This is a genomic window from Janthinobacterium sp. EB271-G4-3-2, assembly GCF_020858035.1.
GTDB classification, from domain to species: domain Bacteria; phylum Pseudomonadota; class Gammaproteobacteria; order Burkholderiales; family Burkholderiaceae_D; genus Janthinobacterium; species Janthinobacterium aestuarii.
The window spans coordinates 38,848-60,944 of the sequence record NZ_JACYMG010000019.1 but is presented as its reverse complement, the minus strand read 5'-3'; the positions used below and the strand labels follow the sequence as shown (position 1 = coordinate 60,944).

Below are 22,097 nucleotides of genomic sequence, written 5' to 3'. Positions count from 1 at the left end.
GACAGCTCATAAGCGGGCATCTCCTATCAGGTCGGCCACCGCGTCGAGCAAGGTCTCGTCGTGGAAGCTGCCTTTGGTCAAATAATAGTCGGCGCCGGCGGACAGGCCGCGCGCGCGGTCTTCCGGACGGTCCTTGTACGACACGATCATCACCGGCAGTTTGTGCAGGTGCAGGTCCTTCTTGATCAGCGAAACGAGTTCGATGCCATCCATGCGCGGCATGTCCACGTCGGTGATCACCAGGTCATATTCTCCGCTGCGCACCACGTTCCAGCCGTCGATGCCGTCGATGGCCACGTCGACGTCGAAGCCGCGCGCCAGCAGCAGCTTGCGCTCCATCTCGCGCACCGTCAGCGAATCGTCGACGACGAGGATGCGCTTGGCCTTGCGGCGTTCGGCGTGGCCCGCCTGCGCCAGCTGGTGCAGGCCGCCCTCGTGCAGCAGCTTGTCGATCGACAGCAGCAAGTCGGGCACGTCGAGGATCAGCACCGGCTCGCCGTCGTCGAGCAGGGCGGCGGCGGAAATGTCGCGCATCTTGCCGAAGATCGGGTCGATGGCTTGCACGGCCAGGCTTTGCTCGCCGCGGATGGCGTCGACCACCAGCGCATAGCTTTGCTTGCCCCGGCCGATCACGACCACGGGCAAGTCCTCGGCCTGGTTGGCCGCTTCGCCGAGTTCGAGCACCTGCGCAGCCGATACCAGGCCCAGATGCTCGCCCTTGAGTTCGAAGAACTGCTTGTTTTCCAGGGTATGGATGGCCGCTTGCGGCACGCGCACCACGCTTTCCACCTTGACGATGGGGATGGCGTAGGCTTCGCCATGCACGTCGACCACCAGCGCGCGCACGATCGACTGCGTCAGCGGCAATGTGATCAGGGCGCGGAAACCGCGGCCCGGTTCCGACTCCAGGCGCACCGTGCCGTTTTGCTGGCGTATCGTCTCGTGCACGATGTCGAGGCCCACGCCGCGTCCGGACAATTGATTCGCCTTTTCCTTCAGGCTGAAGGCGGGCAGGAACAAAAACTCCAGCAGCTCGCCCGGCGACAGCGCGGCGGCCATGGCGGGGCTGGCCATCTTGCGCTCGATGACGGACTGGCGGATTTTTTCCAGGTCGACGCCGCGCCCGTCGTCGCTGATCTCGATGCTCAGCATGCCGGCGCGGTGGCGCGCTTCCATGCGTATCGTGCCCAGCGCTTCCTTGCCCGCGTCGATGCGCTCGTACGGGCCTTCCATGCCATGGTCGATGGCATTCCTGAGCATGTGGTTCAGCGGACTTTCGATCTTCGCCAGGATGTCGCGGTCGACCAGGGTATCTTCGCCGTCGATCTCGAGCCGCACTTCCTTGCCCAGGCTGCGCGCCAGGTCGCGTACCATGCGGGGAAACGCATGGATGCCGTCGCGGAAAGGGCGCATGCGCAGGGCCAGCACTTCGTCGACCATCCCTTGCGAGACGGCCAGCAGGCGCCGTTCATAGGTTTCGATGTCGGCGATGTGTTCGAGCATGAACTGTTTCAGGGGCTGCGTCTTTTGCAGCGCCAGCAGGGACTTTTCCATCAGGCCCGGGTCGGCCGAACGGGCAATGGCTTCATGCAGGTGCTCGATGGCGGAAAACAGGCTGCTCTGGTTGCGTTTGAAGCGCTGCAGGGCGCCGACGAACGGATGCATCTGGTGCGCATTGATGCGCGATTCGCTGGCCAGCGACAGCAGTTTGTCGAAGTTTTGCGCCGGCGCCTTCGCCGGTGCAGCACCGGCACGCGGTGCCGGGGCTGCCGTTTCAGCTTCCTCTCCCGCCAGGCCGCTGGCCACGGGAGCTTGCGGTTCTGCCGCTTCCGGCGGCAAGGGCGCTGGCGCAGGCATGGGCGCAGGTGCCGGGGGCAGGGCCGGCAATTCGGGCAGGTCGGCGATGCCGGCGATGGCGTTCAGGGTCTGGTCGATCTGCACGGCATTCGCGGTCAGCCACGCTTCGGCGCCCGCGTCGTCCAGGCGCGACAGCTGCACGATCAGGTCGACGCCCGACAGCAGCACGTCGACCCGCTCGGGCGTGAGTTTCAAGCGCCCATGCTGGGCGGCGACAAAGCTGTCTTCCATACCGTGCGCCAGCTGCACCACCACTTGCAGGCCGACGATGGCGGCCGCGCCCTTGATCGAGTGGGCCGCGCGCATCATCGCTTCGACGGCGGCCGCGTCGCCCGCATGGCGCTCCATGGCCAGCAAGCCGTCGGTGAGAATCTGGGTCTGGCTATCCGCCTCCATGCGGAACAGGTCCAGCATGGAAAAGGCACTGAGGTCGCCGTGCTGGTCCTGGCTCATCGTAATAGTCTCGCAAGTTGAAAGCCGATCAGCGCCGTGTCGAGGCAGCCGATGCGCATGTCGCCTTCGGTGATCACGCCCGACAGGAAGCGCGACAGGCCCTTGTTGATGGTGGCCGCCGGCGCCTGCACGGCGACCGACGCGTAGCGCACGATGCCGTGCAGGTCGGCCACGGGCAGCGCGTAGGCCTGCTCTTCCCAGCGCATCAGCAGCAGGCGCGCAAACGTGTGGCGGCCCTTGGCTGGCGGCGCGCCCTGTTCGTCGATGCCCAGCAAACTGGCCAGCGACATGCACGGATACAGCTTGCCGCCGATATTGACGATGCCCGCCAGGCCGCCCCCGCCGCGGTGCGGCAGCGCGTGCGGCTTGGCCTGCGGCGCCACGGAGTCGAATACGCGCGTGGGCAGCGCCAGCCATTCGCGGCCGATGCGAAACACCAGCGCCGAACTGTCGCGTACTTCGCCGCCCGCATCGATCTGGCGGAAGTGGCTGGCCCAGTCGCGCCGGTAGTGTTCGTCCACGGGCCGCTGCAGGTTGCGCTGGGCGGCGCCCGCATACACGTCGCAGTTGCGGCAATGCACGTTGGCCGGCAGCTTGGGGCAGCTCTGGTCGCCGACCACGCCGATATGGTTCCAGCAGTCGTCGATGGTGGCGGGGGACTCGGTGGCGATGAGATTTGTCATGCTTGCCCCTTAGTTGGACGCCTGGCGGCGCTCGTAGATGCGTGCCGCGCGCGCCTTCAGGGTGGCGGCGGCCGTGTGGTTGCCATTGCGTTCGGCCAGCAGGGACAGGTGGCACAGCGCCTCGTAATGGTCGGGCTGCAGATAGATGCAGCGGCGCCAGTAGTCGTCGGCCAGGTCCATCTTGCCGGCCAGTTCATTGATGATGCCCAGCATGAAATACGCTTCCGCCGCCTCGGGCACTTTTGCCAGGTGGGCGTGGCATTTTTCGCCGGCCTCGCGCAACTGGCCACGGTCGGCCAGCAGGCGTGCCTCGGCCAGCAAATCAGCTTGCGCGGCCGGCGACGGCGGCGGCACGGACACGGGGCGCGCGCGCGGCGCCGCCGATGCGATGGGCGTGGCTGCCACTGCGGCGCGCCTTGGCGCGGGCGGCACGCTGCGCAAGGCGCGCAAGGCCGGCAGCGGCGCCAACTGCACGGGACTGGCCGGCGCCGCCGTTTCCTTCTTCAGGGCGAAAGCCTGGCGGAACTGCAGCGTCGTAAAGCCATTCTGGCAGAACGACGGCACTTCCGCATAGCCGGCCAGCAGCATGCCGTCGTCGGCCAGCAGGGCCGACAGATTCTGGATGGCCGCGCGCGTGGTCGGCTTGTCAAAGTAGATCAGCAGGTTGCGGCAAAAAATGACGTCGTAATGGCGGCTGTAGGTGGCCGTGTCGAACTGCAGCAGGTTGCCCTGCCTGAAAGTCACCTGTTCGCGCAAGGAGTCGATGATGCGGTAGGCGTCGTCGGCCACGTGCGTGAAATAGCGTTCGCGGAAGGCCACGTCCTGCGCGCGGAAGGCATTGCGGCCGTAGATTCCCGTCTGCGCCCGCTCGATGCAGCCGGGGCTCAGGTCGTAGGCGTCGATGCTGAACGCCTGTTTCGGCACGCCGCCGTCGCGCAGCGCCATGGCCATCGAATACGGCTCCTCGCCGCCCGCGCAAGGGATCGACAGGATGCGCGTGGCGCGTCCGCGCGCCCAGCGTTCCTGTACCAGTTCGACGGTGGCGTAGAACGCCTGCGGGTCGCGGAACAGCCACGATTCGGGCACCACCACCAGTTCGATCAATTGCGTCATTTCGGCCGGCGTGAGCGCCTGCAGGTAGGCTTCGCTATCGGCATATCCCGTTTGCTCCATGCGCTGGCCGACGGCCCGCTCGGCCACGGATTTGGAGACGGACAGGCCGGTCGCGCGGCGCAGCAGGGTTTGCGCCGTCATGCCGCGCCCGCGTCTTGGAACAGCAGCGCGCGCACGTCCGGCGGCAGCAGGTGTTCCAGTTCCACCAGCTGCACGATGCCGTCGGCGTCGCTGGCCACCTGGCCCAGGAAGGGCACTGTCGCCACGCCGCTGTCTTCAAGCTGGAGCGGGTCGATGTCGGCGATGCCGCGCACTTGCGAGGCCAGCAAGCCCAGCGCGTGCATGGTTTCGCCGCCAGGCGCGCGGTAGTCGACGACGACGATGCGCGTGTCGAACTGCGCGGCGGCGGCCGGCAGCCCGGCCAGGCGCGACAGGTCGATCACGGGCACGGGCGTGCCATGCAAGTCCATCAGGCCGGCCACGTAGTCTGGCGTGAGCGGCAACTGTTTCAGCTCCAGCAGCGGCAGGACGCGCACGATGCGGGCCAGGGGCAGGCCGTAGCGGTCGCGTCCGATGTGAAAGAGCAGCACTTTCATGGGATCAGATGGTGACGGCGAAAGTCGACACGCTCGACTGCAGGTCGCCCGCCGCATATTGCAGCTGGTGCACCGCCTCGCTGGTGGCCTTCAAGGACTCCACCGTCTGCTGGGTGGCGTCGTTGAGCTGCATCATGGTGTCGGAAATCTGCGAGGCGCCGAGGGCCTGCGACTGCATGCCTTGCAGCACGGCGTCGAATTGCGGCGTGAGTTTCTGCACCTGGTCCATTACGGACGACAGCTGCTCGGCCACTTGCCGTACTTCGCCCACGCTGCGGCGAATTTCTTCCGAGAATTTGTCCATGCCCATCACGCTGGCCGAGACGGCCGACTGCATTTCCTTGAGCATTTGCTCGATATCCCACGTGGACACGGACGTCTGGTCGGCCAGGCGGCGAATTTCGGTGGCCACCACGGAGAAGCCGCGGCCCGCTTCGCCCGCTTTTTCCGCCTCGATGGCGGCGTTCAGCGACAGGATGTTGGTCTGGTCGGCGACCTTGGTGATGGTGATCAGCACGCTATTGATATTGCTGGCTTTTTCCGACAGGGCCGCCAGCTTGGCGTTGATGGAATCGGTGGCCGAGACCATGTGCTGCATGGTCGAATCCATGCGCTTGAGGTTGTTCTGCGCCTCGGCCGTCGCATTCGTCGTGTAGTCGGCCACGGCGGTGGCGTCTTCCATGGTTTTGAGTAACTGGCTCGTATTGGCCGAGATTTCCTTGGTGGTGCTGAGAATTTCCACGCTCGTTTGCGCCTGCTCGATGCCGGTGGCTTCCTGCTGGCGCGCCGAGGCGGCGATTTCCGTGGCGGACGTCGTCACCTGGATGCCCGCCTTTTGCACATTGTTGAGCAGGCTGCGCAGGTTTTCAAACATCTTCGCCAGGCCATTGCCCAGCTGGCCGATGGCGTCGCTGCCCGTGATGCCGACCTTGCCCGTCAGGTCGCCCGAGGCGGCTTTCGAGACCACTTCCAGCAGCGAATCGACCTTGGCGCGCAAGGTGTTGGTGGCGGCTTGTTCATTGGCCTGGTTGTCCTGAATCGTTTGCGCCATGCGGTTGAATTCTGCCGATACCTTGCCCAGCTCGTCGCGCGAGAGGATGGTGGCGCGCGCGCGCTGGTCGCCGCTGGCGATGCGCCCGACGGCGTCCGTCAGGCTGTTCAGCGGGCCGAGGATGGCGCGGCCCAGCAGGTAGGAAATGCCCAGCGCCAGCGCCACGCACAGCAGGCCGCCCAGGGCCAGGGTCATTACCATGGTTTCCTGCAGTTTCTCCGTGTTGGCCGTGCGTTCGGCCAGCAAACGGGTTTCCTCGGCGGCGACTTCGTCGAGCAGCTTGTTCGCCTGCCTGACGGCAGGGTAGCCGCCGGCCGGCATGGTGCGCGCCACCGTTTCGGTGGCGCCCGGTGCATTGCCCAGCGCGCGGCGTTTTTCGATCAGCGGGGTGATCCACTCCTTGACCCAGGTGGCGGTCAGCGCGTCGATCTTGCGGAAGCGTTCCGACTGCACCTTGTTGTCGGCCGTCATGGCGATGGCTTTTTGCGTGTGCTGGCTCAGCACGTCCATTTCATTCGATTCCGGCGACAGCGACGTTTCACTGCCGGTCAGAACGAAACCGCGTGCTTCCACCTGGATTTGCAGGATGGAATTGTGAATCCTGTCGATCTCGCCCAGCACCTCCATCGTGTGGCGGTCCCACGCATTGGCTTCCGACAGGCGCGAAAAGCTGTTGTAGGACACGCCCAGCAGGATCAGGATGATGGCCACGATGGAGCCGAAGCCCAGGTACAGTTTATTCTTGATACTCAGGTCTTTGAACATGGGAGGGCTCCGGAAGCGGGATTTTTTCGAAAGAGCGCCTACAGAACCGTAGCGAGCGGCAGTGAGTTGCGGCTGAGAAGCGGAACTGTGCGCATGCACAGTGAGCATCTTAGGCCGCGAATCGCGACGCGCAGTAGGTTATGTTAGGTGTTTTAAATTGCACTGTAGCATTTTGCCACGCGCACAGCAAAATGGGGGTGATCCGGGCGCGCGCCGGGCCGTAAATCGTGGTCGAGTGCGTTTCAAATGTAAAAAAGCCGCCCATGGGCGGCTTTGGTTGGCGCGGGAGGCAGTGCCTCCCGGCAACTAATTACTTCTGGCCACGTTTTTCACGGGCGATGGCGGCGATGCGCATGCGCAAGGCGTTCAGCTTGATGAAGCCGCCGGCGTCGGCCTGGTTGTAGGCGCCGCCGTCTTCGTCGAAGGTGGCGATGTTCATGTCGAACAGCGAATCCGTTTTCGAATCGCGCGACACGACGATGACATTGCCCTTGTACAGCTTGATGCGTACCCAGCCGTTCACGGTTTCCTGCGTGTGGTCGATCAGGGTTTGCAGGGCGACGCGCTCGGGCGCCCACCAGTAGCCGTTGTAGATCATCGACGCGTAGCGCGGCATCAGGTCATCTTTCAGGTGGGCCACTTCGCGGTCCAGGGTGATCGATTCGATGGCGCGGTGGGCTTTGAGCATGATGGTGCCGCCCGGGGTTTCATAGCAGCCGCGCGACTTCATGCCGACGTAGCGGTTTTCCACCAGGTCCAGGCGTCCCACGCCATGCTTGCCGCCAACCTTGTTCAGTTCGGCCAGCACGGTGGCGGGCGACATGCGCACGCCGTTGATGGCGACGATATCGCCTTTTTCGTATTCGATGTCCAGGTATTCCGCTTCGTCCGGGGCGTTTTCCGGGCTGACGGTCCAGCGCCACATGGTCTCTTCCGCTTCGGCGCTCGGGTTTTCCAGGTGGCGGCCTTCAAAGCTGATGTGCAGCAAGTTGGCGTCCATCGAGTACGGCGCGCCGCCGTTCTTGTGCTTCATGTCGATTTCGATGCCGGCGTCTTCCGCGTACTTCAGCAGTTTTTCGCGCGACAGCAGATCCCACTCGCGCCATGGGGCGATGATTTTCACGCCAGGTTTGAGCGCGTAGGCACCCAGTTCGAAACGCACCTGGTCGTTGCCCTTGCCGGTCGCGCCGTGCGAGATGGCGTCGGCGCCCGTGGCGTTGGCGATTTCGATCAGGCGCTTGGCGATCAGCGGACGGGCGATCGAAGTGCCCAGCAGGTATTCGCCTTCATACACGGTGTTGGCGCGGAACATCGGGAAGACGAAATCGCGCACGAATTCTTCGCGCACGTCTTCGATATGGATGTTTTCCGGCTTGATGCCGAACTTGATGGCCTTGGCGCGCGCCGGTTCCAGTTCTTCGCCCTGGCCCAGGTCGGCCGTGAAGGTGACGATTTCGCACTGGTAGTTATCTTGCAGCCATTTCAGGATGACGGAGGTGTCGAGTCCGCCGGAATAGGCCAGGACTACTTTTTTAATGTCGCTCATATTGCTTCCAGTTGTCGTTGTCGATGTATGTATTGCGATGCTGCCAGGTTTTATGCAGTGCCGGGCGAATTATTGGATTTTACCGAGTAACAGGTATTCGATCAGCGCTTTTTGCACGTGCAAGCGGTTTTCCGCCTCGTCCCACACGACCGATTGCGGGCCGTCGATCACTTCGGCGGCCACTTCCTCGCCGCGGTGGGCGGGCAGGCAGTGCATGAACAGGGCGTCGGGCGCGGCGCGGGACATCTTCGCGCCATCGACGATCCAGCCGTCGAAGGCGGCGATCCGGGCCGCATTTTCCGCTTCGTAGCCCATGCTGGTCCACACGTCCGTGTTGACCAGGTGCGCGCCTTCGCAGGCGTCCGACGGGTTCGCGAAGAAGGTGTAGCGCTCGGTCTTGACTTGCGCCAGGTCGATGTCGTAGCCCTTGGGCGTCGACACGTTGACGTGGAAGCCGAATACTTCAGCCGCCTGCAGCCACGAGTACAGCATGTTGTTGGCGTCGCCGATCCAGGCGACAACCTTGCCGGCGATCGAGCCGCGGTGTTCGATGTAGGTGAAGATGTCGGCAAAGACCTGGCACGGGTGGTGTTCATTGGTCAGGCCATTGATCACCGGCACGCGCGAATTGGCGGCGAAACGCTCGATGATTTCCTGGCCGAAGGTACGCACCATGATGATGTCGCACATGCGCGACATGACCTGGCCCGCGTCTTCCACCGGCTCGCCGCGGCCCAGCTGGGAATCGCGCGTGTTCAGGTAGATGGCGGCGCCGCCCAGCTGGTGCATGCCGGCCTCGAACGACAATCGCGTGCGGGTGGAGTTCTTTTCAAAGACCATCACCAGGGTGCGGTCGATCAGTGGATGGTAGATTTCGTAATTCTTGAACTTGCGCTTGATCAGATGGGCGCGTTCGATCACATATTCATACTCTTCCAACGTGAAATCGGAGAACTGGAGGTAGTGCTTGATCGGTTTTTTTGTCGACATAATGACCACTTGAAGATGCGCAGGCCGCCGGCGGCGTGCCTTTCCCGCCGGGTTGCATCAGCGTACAACATCTCGTCTGATGACTGCCTCGCCCGGCGCGCTGCTGTGTTGATCGGTGCCAGCGCGACGCTTGTCGCGCGGGTCGATGCGGTTTGCCATGTTGAAAATAATGCAATGGCAAGTACTTCAGCCGTTCAATTATAAGGGTTTTGCTTTTAGATTGGAAAGACCGTCCGGGCGCGTACTTGTATAGGCAAGCCTGCGCCCGGGAAACGTCTTAATAGATGCTGGCGGGCGCGGCCCCGTCCAGCTGGGGCGCCACCAGGGGCAGATCCAGCGTGAAACGCGTGCCGGCGGGGCTGCTGGCCACCTGGATGGTGCCGCCCAGCAGGGCCGTGACGATGTTGTAGCTGATCGACAAACCGAGGCCGCTGCCGCCCTGGCCCAGCTTGGTGGTAAAGAAGGGGTCGAAGATGCGCGACAAATGCTGTTCGGCGATGCCGCCGCCATTGTCGGCGAAGACGATCCGCACGCGCGCGCCGTCCAGCGTGGCGGACAGGCGCATGCAACCGGTGCCGGCGGCGCCATCGTTGGGCGCGGGAGCGAAGGCGTGCAGCAGGGCGTTATTGATCAGGTTGGTGATTACCTGGCCGAACGGACCCGGATAGCTGTCCAGGGCGATGCCGAACGCGATGTCCGTTTCGATGCGGTGGCCCGAGCTGCGGATGCGGTTCATGACGGTGGCGATGATTTCATTGCTCACCTGTTGCAGGTCGAACTGGCGCCGCTGTTCGGTGGTGCGGTCGACGGCCACCTGCTTGAAGCTGTTGACCAGGTCGGCCGCGCTGTGCAGGCCGCGCATCACCAGCGCCGACGCCTTGCTTGCATCGTCGATGTAGGCGGCCAGGTCCGAGCGGCGCAGGCCGGGGCCGTTCATCAGGCGTTCCACGTCTTCCGTCTTTTGCAGCATGGTGCTGGCGATCAACAGGCTGTTGCCGATCGGGGTATTCAGTTCATGCGCCACGCCGGCCATCAGCGAGCCGAGGGCGGCCAGCTTTTCCTGCGATGCCAATTGCGCCTGGGCGTCCTGCAGTTGCCGGTAGGCGCTGGCATTGTCGAGCGCGATGGCGCCGTACGCGCACAGGGTGCGAAAGATCAGGCGTTCGCGTTCGCCGTAGGCATGGGCATGGCAAGCCTGCACCGTCATCACCCCCAGCACGCGCTCGCCCACCGTCAACGGCACGTACAGCACGCTCTGGTTATGCAGGGTGCCGGGCACCGTGTAGGCGTGGCGCTTCGGCGGCACCTGGTCGATATACACTTCGCGCCGGCCCAGCAGGCAGCGCACGGAATAGGCGCGCGGGTTGCTCAGTGGAATGGCGTTGTCGGACAGGGGCCGGCCCGCTTCCATGCCGTGCGCGCGGTGCAGCGCCGTGCCCGCCGCATCGAGCATGTAGACGGCGAAGGTGTTGACCGGCAGCAAGGCATGCACGTGGCGGTCCAGCACCTGGAACACGGCGCTGGCGTCGAGGTGGGTGGTGATTTCCTGGCCGATGGCCGACAACCGTTCCAGGGTGTCGCTGGTTTGCTGCAGCACTTCGGCACGCCGTGCTTCGGAGGCGGCCAGTTCGCGGTGGTGATAGCCTTCCGAGCGCGCATGTTCGGTCTGGTGGTAGACCTGCATGGCGGTGGCGCGGTTGCTCGCCTGCTGGGTGTGGCTTTTCTCGCGCGCCGCGCCCGCCGCCAGGGCGATATCGTAGGCGCGCGCATAGTCGCCCGCATGCGCGTATTCGCGCGCCAGCGCATCGAGCAGTTCGCCGGGCGGCACATAGCCGTCGATGGAGTCGGCCACCTGCAGCGCCTGGTGCAGGAAATGCAGGGCGGGATTGCGTTCCTGCATGCCTGCGGGCGGCGGCAGGTCGTGGCGCGCATGCAGCATGGACAGCACGCGCAGCGCCGCCACCTGGTGCATGGCGTCGCCCTGCGCGGTGGCCAGCTGACAAGCCCGCTCTGCCGCCTGCAGCGCTTCGTCCGGGCGGTCCAGGTAAGACAGCGCGTGGGCGCTGCCGCGCTGCGCCATGCTGCGGAAGTCGGCCTGGCCCAGCGCTTCGGCGCGCTGTGCCAGCCGGCTGAAGGCGTCGAGCGCCGTGTCGTAGTCGCCCTTGTCCAGGCTCAGTTCGCCCAAGTGGAACAGGGCGTTGGCATAGGTGCGCGCGCTCGCCACGGGGGCCAGGATCAGCAGCGCTTCGCGCAGCAAGTCTTCGGCCGTGGCCAGGCGCCCCAGCTTGCGCATGGTTTCGGCCGTATGCGTCTGGCAGGCGCCGATGCTGCGCGGCCAGCCGGTGGGGCGCGCCAGGTCCAGCGCGCACTGCATCCATTCGAGGGCCGATTCGTTGTCGTTGAGGCTGGAGAAACAGTCGCCGATATTGATGGCGGCCGTGATGGCGCCGCGCAACTGGCCGCTTTCCAGAGCCGCCTCATAGCTTTGCATGTAGTGGCCGGCGGCCGCGCCCAGGTCGCGCGAGGTGTGCGCCAGCAAGCCGCGGAAATCGTGCACCCAGGCGGCCAGTGGCGCGGGCAGCTTGCCGCTGGTGCCGTCGGCCTGGAAGTCGGCGCCCCAGCGGGCCTGGGCGGCTGGCGCGTCGCGCAAGACGGCCCAGCGCGCCGTGGCCGCGTCGGCCAGGCTGGCGCGCATCGCATCGCCGGCGCTGCGCGCTTGCTCCGCTGCTGCCAGCAGTTCGGCATCGCAGCGGGCATGGTCGCCGCGGTCGACGGCGATCGAGGACAGCAGCCAGTGTGCGTCGGCGCAGCCGGCGCCGTCGCCGTGTGCGCACAAGGTGGCGTGCGCCGCCATGGCCAGGCTTTCGGCCGTATCGAGCGCGCCTTGCAGCCACGCCACTTCCGCTTGCACCAGTTGCAGGCGCGCTTGCGCGATCGCCAGGGCGTGGGCCGGCAGTTGGGCCTGGGGCAGCAAGGCTGCCGCTTCGGCCGCATGGTGCAGCGCTTGTGCGCAGTTGCGCTGGCGTAAATGCCATGCCAGCAGCATCAGCAAGGGCAGGCGCTCCAAGGCGCGCAATGGCCGCAGTGTGTCTTCCCACTGTGCAATGTCATGTTCGAGCGCGAACATTTCCATCCGAAATCTCCTGCAAGGCGATGGTGTTGGCCAGCGGCCAGTGACACCTTATTGGATCGCATTGTAAGCTGCATTCGGATGCAGTTGTTTGGCAGGCTCGACAGTATTTTTTGCGCGCGTCATTTCAGGCTGCGCAAAGCAGGCGGGGCGTGCACCAGCCCCTGCCGGCTGATGCACGCCCCATGGACAGCGTGGCGACGGCGGTCGTTTGCTGTGCCGCTTGCTTTAGCGGCCAGCGAAGTGCACGGTGCTGGCCGTTTCGCCAGCCTTGGCCACGGCGCCCGGAATATTGTTTAGTCCGCTAATGGCGATGACGTCGCCATCGTTGCGAAATTCCATGCGGGTGCCGCCGGCCGTTTCAAAGACGCCCGGCGCGCGGCCGAACAGTTCTACTTCGGGCTGGCCCTTGATTTGCGTGAAATAGCGGTTCACTTGCTGGCGCAGCAGCAAGGTATCGCCCGTGTCGAGCTGGTAGCTATTGCCGTACTGGCTGAATTCCTGCGGGGCCAGTTTATAGACCTTGCCGGAGATCTGGACCTTGTCCTGTTCGCCGATTTCCAGTGCGCTGGCGCTGAGGCAAGACAGGCCGAGGACGAGGGCGGCGCTACCGAGGGCGAGGGTACGCGAGAACGATGCTGTCATGATTTCACCTTGTGATCAAAAATGCTGGTTGGAGTTAGACTGATGTTGTCTCCAGCAGGTTCGCTGGCGGGGACAATGCCAAGGTAGCAAGTGGACCGGTGCGATGCCAGCGCAAAGCGATGAAACGCAGGAATCCGGCGATGAAACGCGAAATCGGACGACGGACGGTTTTGGAATGAATGGCGGAAAGCGGGCTGTGCAGCGGAATTTAATTCTGTTTAATTCGTGGTGGTAATGTTTTTATCGGTTTGGCGCCCGCCCCGGCGGCGGGCGCCATGCGTGTTCAATACAAGGTTTGCGCCGATTCGTGCAGCAGCTGGCCGTACAGGGTATGGCGCATCTTGGCGATCTTGCCTTCAGACAAGGCCTGCAGGATGGCGCACTGCGGTTCGATCAGGTGGCGGCAGTTATAGAACTTGCACCCGCCAAGATACGGCTGGAATTCGCGGAAGGCCCGCTCCAGCATGCCCTCGGACAGGTGGTACAGGCCGAATTCCTGGAAGCCGGGCGAATCGATGATGGAACTGTTCGCGCCCAGTTCGTCGAGCTTGTACAGGCGCGTAAAGGTCGTCGTGTGCTTGCCCGTGTCGAGCGCGGCCGAGATTTCGCGCACGGCGATGTCGGCGTCCGGCACCAGCAGGTTGATCAGCGACGACTTGCCCATGCCCGACTGGCCGATCAGGATCGACGACTGGCCCGCCAGCAGGGGGGCCAGGGTGGCCACGGCGTGCTCGGGTTCGGCGCGCGCCGACACTTCATCGACGGGATAGCCCATCGAGGAATACGGCAGCAGGCGTTCGCGGGCGCGTTCCAGCGACGCGGTCACGTCCGTTTTGTTGAGGATGATGCGCGCCTCGATGCCGGCCGCGTCGGCCGCCACCAGCGAGCGCGAGATCAGGTCGTCGGCAAAGCCCGGCTCTGTCGCCACGACGATGAACAGTTGCGTCAAATTGGCGGCCAGCAATTTCGACTTGTACTGGTCCGAGCGGTACAGCAGGGTCTTGCGTTCTTCGATGCGGTCGATGACGGCCTGGTCGTTCGAGGTGCGCGTCAGGTGCACGATGTCGCCCACGGCCACATTGGTTTTCTTGCCGCGCGTCACGCATTGCAGTTTGGCGCCGTCCACGTCGGCCAGGTAGTGGCGGCCGTGGGCGGCGATGATGACGCCCGTCAACTTGCCTTCGCTCATGCGGTCACCTGGCTGCTCTGGTAGATGAGGTCTGCCTTGGCGGCGCAGATGAAGTCGTTTTCGGACAGGCCGCCGGCGCCCTGGTTGACCGAGTGCGTGTCGTAGCGCACGGCGCAGGTTTTGTAAGTAATGATGAGCTCCGGATGGTGGTCTTGCGTATGGGTCATATAGGCCAGGGCGTTCACGAACGCCAGGGTCTGGTAGTAATTCTTGAAGCCGAAGTCGCGGCACAGCTTGCCATTTTGCACCGTCCACTGGGGCAGCAGGGCATGCAGGGTGGCGATGTCCGTGTCGCCCAGCGCCTGCTGGCGCGGCGAGCAACTCAGTTGGGCGAGGTCTTGCGAAGTCGATGGCGTATTCATGTCGTAGCCCCTTTCAGGTGGCGGATGCGCACGCTGGCCGGCGGGTGGCTGTCGTAAAAGGCCGAGTGCAGCGGGTCGGGCGTCAAGGTCGACGCATTGTCTTCATACATTTTGACGAGGGCCGAGACGAGGTCGTCCGCCTGCGTGTGCGTGGCGGCAAAGGCGTCCGCTTCGAATTCGTGCTTGCGCGAGCTGAGCGACGTCAACGGTCCCAGCAGGAAAGTGAAGACGGGCAAGGCCAGCATGAACAGCAGCAGGGCCAGCGCGTCCGTCGGCTGGCCGGTGAGCGCCAGGGCGACAGGGTCGACACCGAGACCCGCATAGAACCATGGCTGCGTCTTCAGGAAGCCCAGCAGCGCGAGGAAACCCAGCGAAATGACGAACAGCATGGCGATGCGCTTGACGATGTGCTTGAGCTTGAAGTGGCCCAGTTCATGCGCCAGCACGGCTTCGATTTCCTGCGGCGCCAGGCGCGACAGCAGGGTGTCGAAGAAGACGATGCGCTTGTTGGCGCCAAAGCCCGAGAAATATGCATTGCCGTGGGCGCTGCGCTTCGAGCCATCCATGACGAACAGGCCTTTCGAGGCGAAGCCGACGCGCTGCATCAAGCCTTCGATGCGGCTTTTCAGCGCTTCGTCGGCCAGCGGCGTGAATTTGTTGAACAGGGGAGCGATGACAGTGGGAAACAGCACCATCATCAGCAACTGGAAACCGCTCCAGACGACCCATGCGTACAGCCACCACAGGTCGCCCGACTTGGCCATCAGGGTCAGCACGACCCAGATCAGCGGCAGGCCGATGGCCGCGCCCAGGCCCACGCCCTTGAGCATGTCCGTGAAGAACAGCTTGCGCGCCATGGTGTTGAAGCCGAAGCGCTGCTCCAGCACGAACTGGCGGTAGTAATCGAAGGGCAGGTCGATCAGGCCGGAAATGGCGGCAAAGGCGGCGATCAGGCCGATCTGGTACAGCATGGGCGAGCCCGGCCCCATCCATTCATTCAGGTGCAGCGCCAGCCATTGCAGGCCGCCCAGCAAGGTAAAACCGATCAGCACGGCGTAGTTGACCAGCAGGGTCAGCAGGCCGAACTTGGTCTTCGCCACCGTGTAGTCGGCCGCCTTCTGGTGCGCGGCCAGCGGGATTTTTTCCGCGAATTCGGGCGGCACCGCGGCGCGGTGGGCCAGCACGTGGCGAATCTGCCGCGAAGCGAGCCAGAAGCGCACGGCCAGGGTCAAAACGAGGACGGATACAAACAAAATCGAAAACGCGAGTGAATACATTCTGTGCCTGTGAGAAAATGGCTGATTATTTAGTTTGATTAGGCCAAGAGAGAATTATGTCACAAGCGACCGACTTAACTGCATCCACCCCCGCACCCGCCGTGCCGGCACGTCCAAACGAGATGAACCTGGTCTGGGTCGACATGGAAATGACGGGCCTGGAGCCCGATACCGACCGCATCATCGAAGTGGCGGTGGTGGTCACGGACATGCATTTGAACCTGCTGGCCGAAGGCCCCGTGTTCGTGATTCATCAGTCCGATGAAACCCTGAACAAGATGGATGCCTGGAACAAGGGCACGCACGGCCGCTCGGGCCTGATCGACAAGGTGAAAGCGTCGACCGTGACGGAAGCGCAGGCGGAAGCGGAGCTGATCGCGTTCCTGAAGAAATACGTACCGGCAGGCAAGTCGCCCATGTGCGGCAACACCATCGGCCAGGACCGCCGCTTCATGGTGCGCGGCATGCCGAAGCTGGAAGCGTTCTTCCACTATCGCAATGTTGACGTGTCGACACTGAAAGAGCTGTGCAAGCGCTGGAAGCCGGAAATCGCCACCGGTTTCAAGAAGCACCAGAAGCATACGGCGCTGGCCGATATTCTGGAATCGATCGAGGAATTGAAGTACTACCGCGAGCACTTCATCAAGTTGTAATGTGTTGTCGGCTTACGCGCTGCGCGCTAAGCCGACCTACGGGCCATCCACCGACGCTGGAGGAGGTCGGCGTAGGTCGGCTTAGCGCCCTTGCGCGTAAGCCGACGCATCCACCGGCTCGACATCGAGGGTGGACCACGCACCATCCTCGCCTTGCCACTCCAGCACAAACGGTCCCGTTTGCCGCAAGTCCGTAATCCAGCGCACTTCGCCAGGCTGGCGGTAGTATTCCGCGCACTGGCCGAACCCCTGTTCCAGCCGGCAAATTACCAATCCCTCGCCCGCCACGGCGCACCATTGCTCATGGACATCGATCAAGGCCACGGCCGGGTCGCCATAGAACGCGCCCACTCGGGCTTGCCTGCCATCGGCCGCGATCACGCTTGCCTGTTCGTACTCATGCTGGACAATATATGCGGCGCTGCGCGCCAGTTCCCTGCTCGTCATGCTGTCTCCACGGTGGGCCAGACGGTTTCCTGGTCGGCGCGCGCCTCGGCGATCAGCCATTCGCAGAATGCATGCACGAGGGGCCGCGTTTCCGCTTGGGGCGAGCGCAGCAGATAATAGCAGTGGGGGCCGCGCACGGCGTGTTCGAATACGCGCACGAGGCGGCCCGAGCGCAGGTCGTCGCCGATCAGGGGGCTGGCGGCAATGGCCACGCCCTGGCCGCTGGCGGCCGCGTCCAGGCACAGATAGGTGTGCGAAAAGCGCGCGCCGCTGTTGCCGCTATTGCCGCTGTAATGCACGCCGCAGCTGTGCAGCCAGCGCGTCCAGTCGATTTCGCCGGGCAAGTGCACTTCCGGCTCGTCGTGCAGCAGCGGGTAGCGCAGCAGGTCGGCCGGCTGGCGCAGGCTGGCCGCGTTGGCGCGGAAACCGGGGCTGCAGACGGCGGAAAACCATTCTTCCATCAACAAATCGACTTTCAGGCCCGGATAGCGGCCCGGTCCCAGGCGGATGGCCACGTCCACGCCGTCGCGCGCCAGGTCGACCGGGTGCATCGACGCCAGCACGCGCAGCTCGATCTGCGGATAGCGGTCGCGCAGCCGGCCCAGGCGCGGCATCAGCCAGCGCGAGACGAGCGAGCTGGTGGCCGTCACCGTCACCACCTTGTCATCGCCCTGGCGCCTGGCCTGCTCGGACACGTCGGCCAGCTGGTTGAGGATCGGCCCCAGCGAGGCCGCATAGCGCTGGCCCGCGCTGGTGAGCACCACGCCGCGCGGCAGGCGCTGGAACAGCACGATGCCCAGCCACGCTTCCAGCTGTTTCACGTGGTGGCCGATGGCGCCGGCCGACACGTGCAATTCTTCGCCCGCGCGCTGGAAGCCTTCATGGCGGGCGGCCGCCTCGAAGGCGTGCAGGGCGGCGAGTGGGGGCAGGGGACGTGACATGGCATTCTCAAGAGAATTGAGCCTCAGTATTATTTGGCCTATCCGTGAAGAATATTGGTTTGTTTCATTTTGCGCAAGCGAATATGATGCCATCATCGCGTGAAGTGACCCGCAACAGGATTCACGCATGCACATCTCCCGGCCTGGCAGGGCATTTATATTTACAACGTTACAACGCCTGGAAAACCGTCGCGCTACGCAGCAGGTTTGCCCAGGCGTACTCAAAGAGGTTTAGTCATGTCTGATCGCCGCGCTGTTGCGCTGGTGTTGCTGTCGGCCGCCGGTTTCGGCAGTTCCGCAGTGTTTGCCAAGGCGGCATATGCGTCCGGGGTCAACCCGTCGACCATGCTGGCCTTGCGTTTCGTTATCGCCGCCATGCTGTTGCTGCCGCTCGTGTGGCTCGGCGGCTGGCGCTTGCCGCGTGGCCGCCTGCTGGCCGGCTATATGCTGATGGGCCTGATGTACACGGCCCAGTCGCAAGGCTATTTCAACGCCCTCATGTATGCCAGCAGCGGCCTGTGCGGCATGTTGCTGTACGTGTATCCCGTGCTGGTGACCATCCTCGCGCTGGCGCTGGGCTGGGAAAAGCTGGACCGCCGCATGCTGGTGCTGATGGCGCTGGCCATTGCCGGCATGGCCATCACCCTGGGCGGCAAGCTGCAGGGCCAGCCCATCGGCATCGCCCTGGCATTGATGGCCGCCGGCGTGTATGCCGTGTACATCCTGTTTGGCAACAGCCTGTCGAAAAGCCGCGAGAATATTCATCCATTGGCCGCCTGCGTCGTGATTTTGGGCACGGCCGGCCTGTCGAACAGCGCGATCGCCCTGTGGCAGGGCGTGTCCTTGCCAGGCACGGCGACGGGCTGGCTGGCCGTCAGCGCCATCGCCCTGTTCTCGACGGCCATCGCCATCGCCGCCTTCTTTGCCGGCGTGGCGCAGATCGGCGCGGCCAAGGCATCCATCATTTCCACGTTCGAGCCCGTGATCACGATGGCCTTCGGCGTGACCTTGCTGAAGGAGTCCGTCAGCGGCACGCAATTGCTGGGCGGCGCCATGGTGCTGGCCGCCGTGGTCTTGCTGGCGCAGCGGCCCACTGCCAAGCCGGTATCCATGCCGGCCGTGCAAGCGAGCGCCTGACCTTTTTTCCCGAACTGATCGGTTGTATCGATCGGTCTCCTTTGCGCCGCGACGGGTTTCCTGTCGCGGCGCTTTTTTTCGCGCGTATTTTCTTCATATAAATAACACTTGATTGCGAATGATTCTCATTTATAATTGACTTCAAGATTCCCCCACCACCAGCCAGCCCGTGCCAGCCAGTGTTCGCCTTGAAAGGAGACACCGTGTCGAGCATGCCCCCTATTTGCAATACCGAGCTGGTCACCAGCGAATTTACCCGCCTGCGCCGCGAGAAAAAAGCCCGCCACCGCGACATCGCCGAAGACCTGGGCATTTCCGAAGGCGAGCTGATCGCCGCGCATGCCGGCCTGTCGCTGGCCAATGGCGCCTTGCTGGGCGCCGAGCGCCTGCAGGCCGACTGGCCCGCCATCATCGCCGCGCTGGAACCGCTGGGCGAAGTCATGGCGCTGACGCGCAACGCCTCGTGCGTGCATGAAAAGACGGGCGTCTATCGACAAGCCAGCCACAACAACCACGTGGGCCTGGTGCTCGGTGGCGACATCGACCTGCGCGTGTTTTACCGCCAGTGGGCGCACGGCTTTGCCGTACGCGAGATGGGAGAAAAGGAAGTGCAGCGCAGCCTGCAGTTTTTCGATGCGGCCGGCCAGGCCGTGCACAAGATTTTCCTGAAGCCGCAAAGCGACCTTGCCGCCTATGACGCGCTGGTGGCGCATTTTGCCGACGCTGATCAAACGGCCGGCATCGCCGTGATGGCGCCAGCGCCGGCGCCGGCCGAATTGCCCGACGCGCAGATCGACGTGGCCGGCTTTCGTGCCGCCTGGGCCGACTTGCGCGACACGCATGAATTTTTCACCGTGCTGAAAAAATATTCGGTCTCGCGCCTGCAGGGCCTGCGCCTGGCGGAATCCCGTTTCGTGCAGCAGCTCGACAAATCCTGCGTGCTCGACCTGCTCAAGGACGCCGCCCTTGAAAAAGTATCGATCATGGCTTTCGTCGGCAATGCCGGCATGATCCAGATCCATTCGGGCCCCGTGCACAAGATCGCCGTGATGGGGCCGTGGATCAATATCCTCGACACGCGCTTCAACCTGCATTTGCGCGAAGACCATATCGCCAGCGCCTGGGTGGTGAAAAAGCCCACGGTCGATGGCCTGGTGACGTCCGTGGAACTGTTCGACGCGAAGGGCGACACCATCGTCATGTTCTTCGGCGAACGCAAGCCAGGCGTGCATGAATTGTGCGAATGGCGCCATATCGTCGACCGGGTGGCGCAGGAGGGCGAACTATGCGCCGCATGATCGCCGCCAGCGTGGCGCGCCGCATCGCGCTGAAAAAGATGGGGGCCGGAGCATTGGCCCTGGCCGCGCCGATGCAGGTGCTGGCCGCCGTGTCGGACGCGGGCAAGCCTGTGGCGAAAGCGCGGCGCATCGTCAGCGTGGGCGGCGCCCTGACGGAAATCGTCTACGCGCTCGAGGCGCAGGGCGAACTGGTGGGCGTCGATACGACCTCGCTGTATCCGGCCGTGGCGCAACAGCTGCCGCAGGTCGGTTATGCGCGCGCCTTGTCGGCCGAGGGCGTGCTGTCGCTGGCGCCCACGCAGCTGATCGCCACCGAGGAAGCGGGGCCGCAAGCCGTGCTGCGCCAGGTGCGCGACGCGGGCGTGCCGGTGGCGGTGCTCAGCGCGAACAACCAATTCGAAGGCTTGCTCGAACGGGTAAAACAGGTGGGCCAGATCACGGGCCGCGCCGACCCGGCCGCGCGCCTGGCGCACACCCTGCAGCAACAGTGGAACGGCGCCCTGGCCAAGGTGCGGCAGCGCCAGCATGCGCCCGTGCGCGTGCTGTTCATCCTCGCCCATGCGCCGAACCAAGTGATGGTGGGCGGGCGCGAGACGGGCGCCGACGCCATGCTCGCGTATGCGGGCGCCGTCAACGTGATGGGCGGGCAGGGTGGATTCGCCGGCTATAAGCCGCTGACGCCGGAAGCCGTGATCGCCGCGCGGCCCGATATCGTGTTGGTCACGGACCAGGGCTTGAAAGCGTCGGGCGGCGTGGACGGCATCTTGAAGCTGCCTGGCTTGGCGCAGACGCCGGCCGGGCGCAAGCACCGCATCGTCTCGCAGGAAGCCATGCTGCTCTTGGGCTTTGGCCCGCGCATGCCGCAGGCGCTGGCCGAACTCGACGCCGCATTTGTCAAAGCCATGGCCGCATGAACGTGCGCGCGATGACGCCGGCATTGTCCTGGCCACGCTGGGGCGCAGGCGGGCTGCTGGCCGCCGCCCTGGCTTGCGGCTTGCTCGTCGCCGTGCAGGCGGGCGCCGTGCCCGTGACACTGGCCGACTGGCTGGCGCCGTTTCAGGCGGGCGGCGAGGCATTGTCCGGCGGCGCGTACGTGCTGTGGCATATCCGCTTGCCGCGCGCCCTGTTCGCCGCCCTGATCGGCGCCGCGCTGGCGCTGGCCGGCGGCCTGACGCAAGGGCTGTTTCGCAATCCGCTGGCCGACCCGGGGCTGCTGGGCGTGAGCAGCGGCGCCGCCTGCGCGGGCGCGGCCACCATCGTCTTTGCCGCCAGCTTGCACGTGGCGCCCGAGCTGCGCGTGTGGCTGCTGCCGGGGGCCGCGTTTGCCGGCGCCATGCTCATCTGCGTGCTGCTCGACAGGGTTGCCCGCTGGGCCACGCCCGGCTCCATCGTCGGCCTGCTGCTGACGGGCGTGGCGCTGAACGCCATCACGGTGGCCGTCATGGGCCTGTGCATCTACCTGGCCAGCGACGACCAGTTGCGCACCCTGACTTTCTGGACATTGGGTTCGCTGTCGGCCGGCAGCTGGCGCCAGGTGGCGGCCTTGCTGCTGGTGCTGGCCGGCGCGCTGTGGGCCACGCGTTACCTGATGCGTTCATTGAACGCGCTGGCGCTGGGCGAGGCGCAGGCGCTGCACGTGGGCGTCGATGTGGGCCGGCTGCGCACGCAGGTGATCGTGCTGGTGGCCGTGCTGACGGGGTTTGCCGTCGCCTGGTGCGGCGGCATCGGTTTTATCGGCCTGATCGCGCCGCACCTGGTGCGCACCTGGCTGGGCGCGGACCAGCGCCGCGTGCTACCGCTGTCCATGCTGGCCGGCGGCTTGCTGCTGCTGTTGGCCGACACCCTCGCGCGCACGGTCGCGATGCCCGCGGAAGTCCCCGTCGGCATTTTCACGGCCTTGCTGGGCGGGCCATTTTTCCTGATGCTGTTGCGGCGCTTCCGCCACGGCACCGCCTAGAGGTGAA

The 22,097-nt window shown here is 64.6% G+C and carries 19 protein-coding genes; 5 read left to right on the top strand and 14 right to left on the bottom strand.

What is annotated here, in order from left to right; all coding sequences use genetic code 11:
- Positions 1–6 precede the first annotated feature (6 nt).
- The 12 genes from IGS55_RS26990 to IGS55_RS26935 form a co-directional block, all read right to left on the bottom strand.
- Positions 7–2,310, bottom strand: coding sequence for a hybrid sensor histidine kinase/response regulator (locus tag IGS55_RS26990; protein WP_230519284.1), 2,304 nt, complete (start codon positions 2,308–2,310; stop codon positions 7–9).
- Entirely contained in the window at positions 2,307–2,993 is a 687-nt protein-coding gene (locus IGS55_RS26985; protein ID WP_230519283.1) for a chemotaxis protein CheW, read from the bottom strand. Before IGS55_RS26985 ends, IGS55_RS26990 begins: the two co-directional genes overlap by 4 nt.
- A gap of 9 nt (positions 2,994–3,002) precedes the next feature.
- Complete coding sequence (locus tag IGS55_RS26980; protein WP_230519282.1) at positions 3,003–4,247, bottom strand: CheR family methyltransferase; 1,245 nt, start codon at positions 4,245–4,247, stop codon at positions 3,003–3,005.
- A complete protein-coding gene (locus tag IGS55_RS26975; RefSeq protein ID WP_230519281.1) occupies positions 4,244–4,702 on the bottom strand; it encodes a chemotaxis protein CheW in 459 nt (152 codons plus the stop codon). Before IGS55_RS26975 ends, IGS55_RS26980 begins: the two co-directional genes overlap by 4 nt.
- A gap of 4 nt (positions 4,703–4,706) precedes the next feature.
- Entirely contained in the window at positions 4,707–6,518 is a 1,812-nt protein-coding gene (locus IGS55_RS26970; protein WP_230519280.1) for a methyl-accepting chemotaxis protein, read from the bottom strand.
- 310 nt (positions 6,519–6,828) lie between these two features.
- Positions 6,829–8,064, bottom strand: a complete 1,236-nt coding sequence (locus IGS55_RS26965; RefSeq protein ID WP_035825961.1) for an argininosuccinate synthase — start codon at positions 8,062–8,064, stop codon at positions 6,829–6,831.
- 69 nt (positions 8,065–8,133) lie between these two features.
- On the bottom strand, positions 8,134–9,054 hold the full coding sequence (gene argF, locus IGS55_RS26960; protein ID WP_139090833.1) for an ornithine carbamoyltransferase: 921 nt from the start codon (positions 9,052–9,054) through the stop codon (positions 8,134–8,136).
- A gap of 277 nt (positions 9,055–9,331) precedes the next feature.
- Positions 9,332–12,187, bottom strand: coding sequence for an ATP-binding protein (locus tag IGS55_RS26955; protein WP_230519279.1), 2,856 nt, complete (start codon positions 12,185–12,187; stop codon positions 9,332–9,334).
- Between the two features lie 225 nt (positions 12,188–12,412).
- A complete protein-coding gene (locus IGS55_RS26950) occupies positions 12,413–12,829 on the bottom strand; it encodes a hypothetical protein (protein WP_230519278.1) in 417 nt (138 codons plus the stop codon).
- 283 nt (positions 12,830–13,112) lie between these two features.
- Positions 13,113–14,018, bottom strand: coding sequence for a ribosome small subunit-dependent GTPase A (gene rsgA / locus IGS55_RS26945; RefSeq protein WP_034785059.1), 906 nt, complete (start codon positions 14,016–14,018; stop codon positions 13,113–13,115).
- The gene (locus IGS55_RS26940; protein ID WP_046682282.1) at positions 14,015–14,380 is read right to left on the bottom strand and encodes a 4a-hydroxytetrahydrobiopterin dehydratase; all 366 of its coding nucleotides are present in this window, start codon (positions 14,378–14,380) and stop codon (positions 14,015–14,017) included. Before IGS55_RS26940 ends, rsgA begins: the two co-directional genes overlap by 4 nt.
- Positions 14,377–15,657, bottom strand: coding sequence for a M48 family metallopeptidase (locus IGS55_RS26935; protein ID WP_230519277.1), 1,281 nt, complete (start codon positions 15,655–15,657; stop codon positions 14,377–14,379). The genes IGS55_RS26940 and IGS55_RS26935 overlap by 4 nt, the downstream gene beginning before the upstream one ends.
- A gap of 56 nt (positions 15,658–15,713) precedes the next feature.
- Here IGS55_RS26935 and orn point away from each other — a divergent pair, with 56 nt between their 5' ends.
- Positions 15,714–16,310 (top strand): oligoribonuclease, encoded by a 597-nt coding sequence (gene orn, locus IGS55_RS26930; protein ID WP_170846480.1) that lies wholly within the window; start codon positions 15,714–15,716, stop codon positions 16,308–16,310.
- Between the two features lie 81 nt (positions 16,311–16,391).
- Here orn and IGS55_RS26925 read toward each other — a convergent pair whose 3' ends face one another.
- A complete protein-coding gene (locus IGS55_RS26925) occupies positions 16,392–16,757 on the bottom strand; it encodes a hypothetical protein (protein ID WP_230519276.1) in 366 nt (121 codons plus the stop codon).
- Complete coding sequence (gene gcvA, locus IGS55_RS26920; protein WP_070220093.1) at positions 16,754–17,698, bottom strand: transcriptional regulator GcvA; 945 nt, start codon at positions 17,696–17,698, stop codon at positions 16,754–16,756. The genes IGS55_RS26925 and gcvA overlap by 4 nt, the downstream gene beginning before the upstream one ends.
- A 237-nt stretch (positions 17,699–17,935) precedes the next feature.
- Here gcvA and IGS55_RS26915 point away from each other — a divergent pair, with 237 nt between their 5' ends.
- From IGS55_RS26915 to IGS55_RS26900, 4 genes are all read left to right on the top strand, one after another.
- Positions 17,936–18,835, top strand: a complete 900-nt coding sequence (locus IGS55_RS26915; protein WP_058051029.1) for a DMT family transporter — start codon at positions 17,936–17,938, stop codon at positions 18,833–18,835.
- A gap of 212 nt (positions 18,836–19,047) precedes the next feature.
- On the top strand, positions 19,048–20,133 hold the full coding sequence (locus IGS55_RS26910) for a hemin-degrading factor (RefSeq protein WP_230519288.1): 1,086 nt from the start codon (positions 19,048–19,050) through the stop codon (positions 20,131–20,133).
- A complete protein-coding gene (locus tag IGS55_RS26905; RefSeq protein WP_230519275.1) occupies positions 20,121–21,047 on the top strand; it encodes a heme/hemin ABC transporter substrate-binding protein in 927 nt (308 codons plus the stop codon). Before IGS55_RS26910 ends, IGS55_RS26905 begins: the two co-directional genes overlap by 13 nt.
- Positions 21,044–22,090: a FecCD family ABC transporter permease gene (locus IGS55_RS26900; RefSeq protein WP_230519274.1), complete on the top strand. Its 1,047-nt coding sequence runs from the start codon at positions 21,044–21,046 to the stop codon at positions 22,088–22,090. Before IGS55_RS26905 ends, IGS55_RS26900 begins: the two co-directional genes overlap by 4 nt.
- Positions 22,091–22,097: the final 7 nt, after the last annotated feature.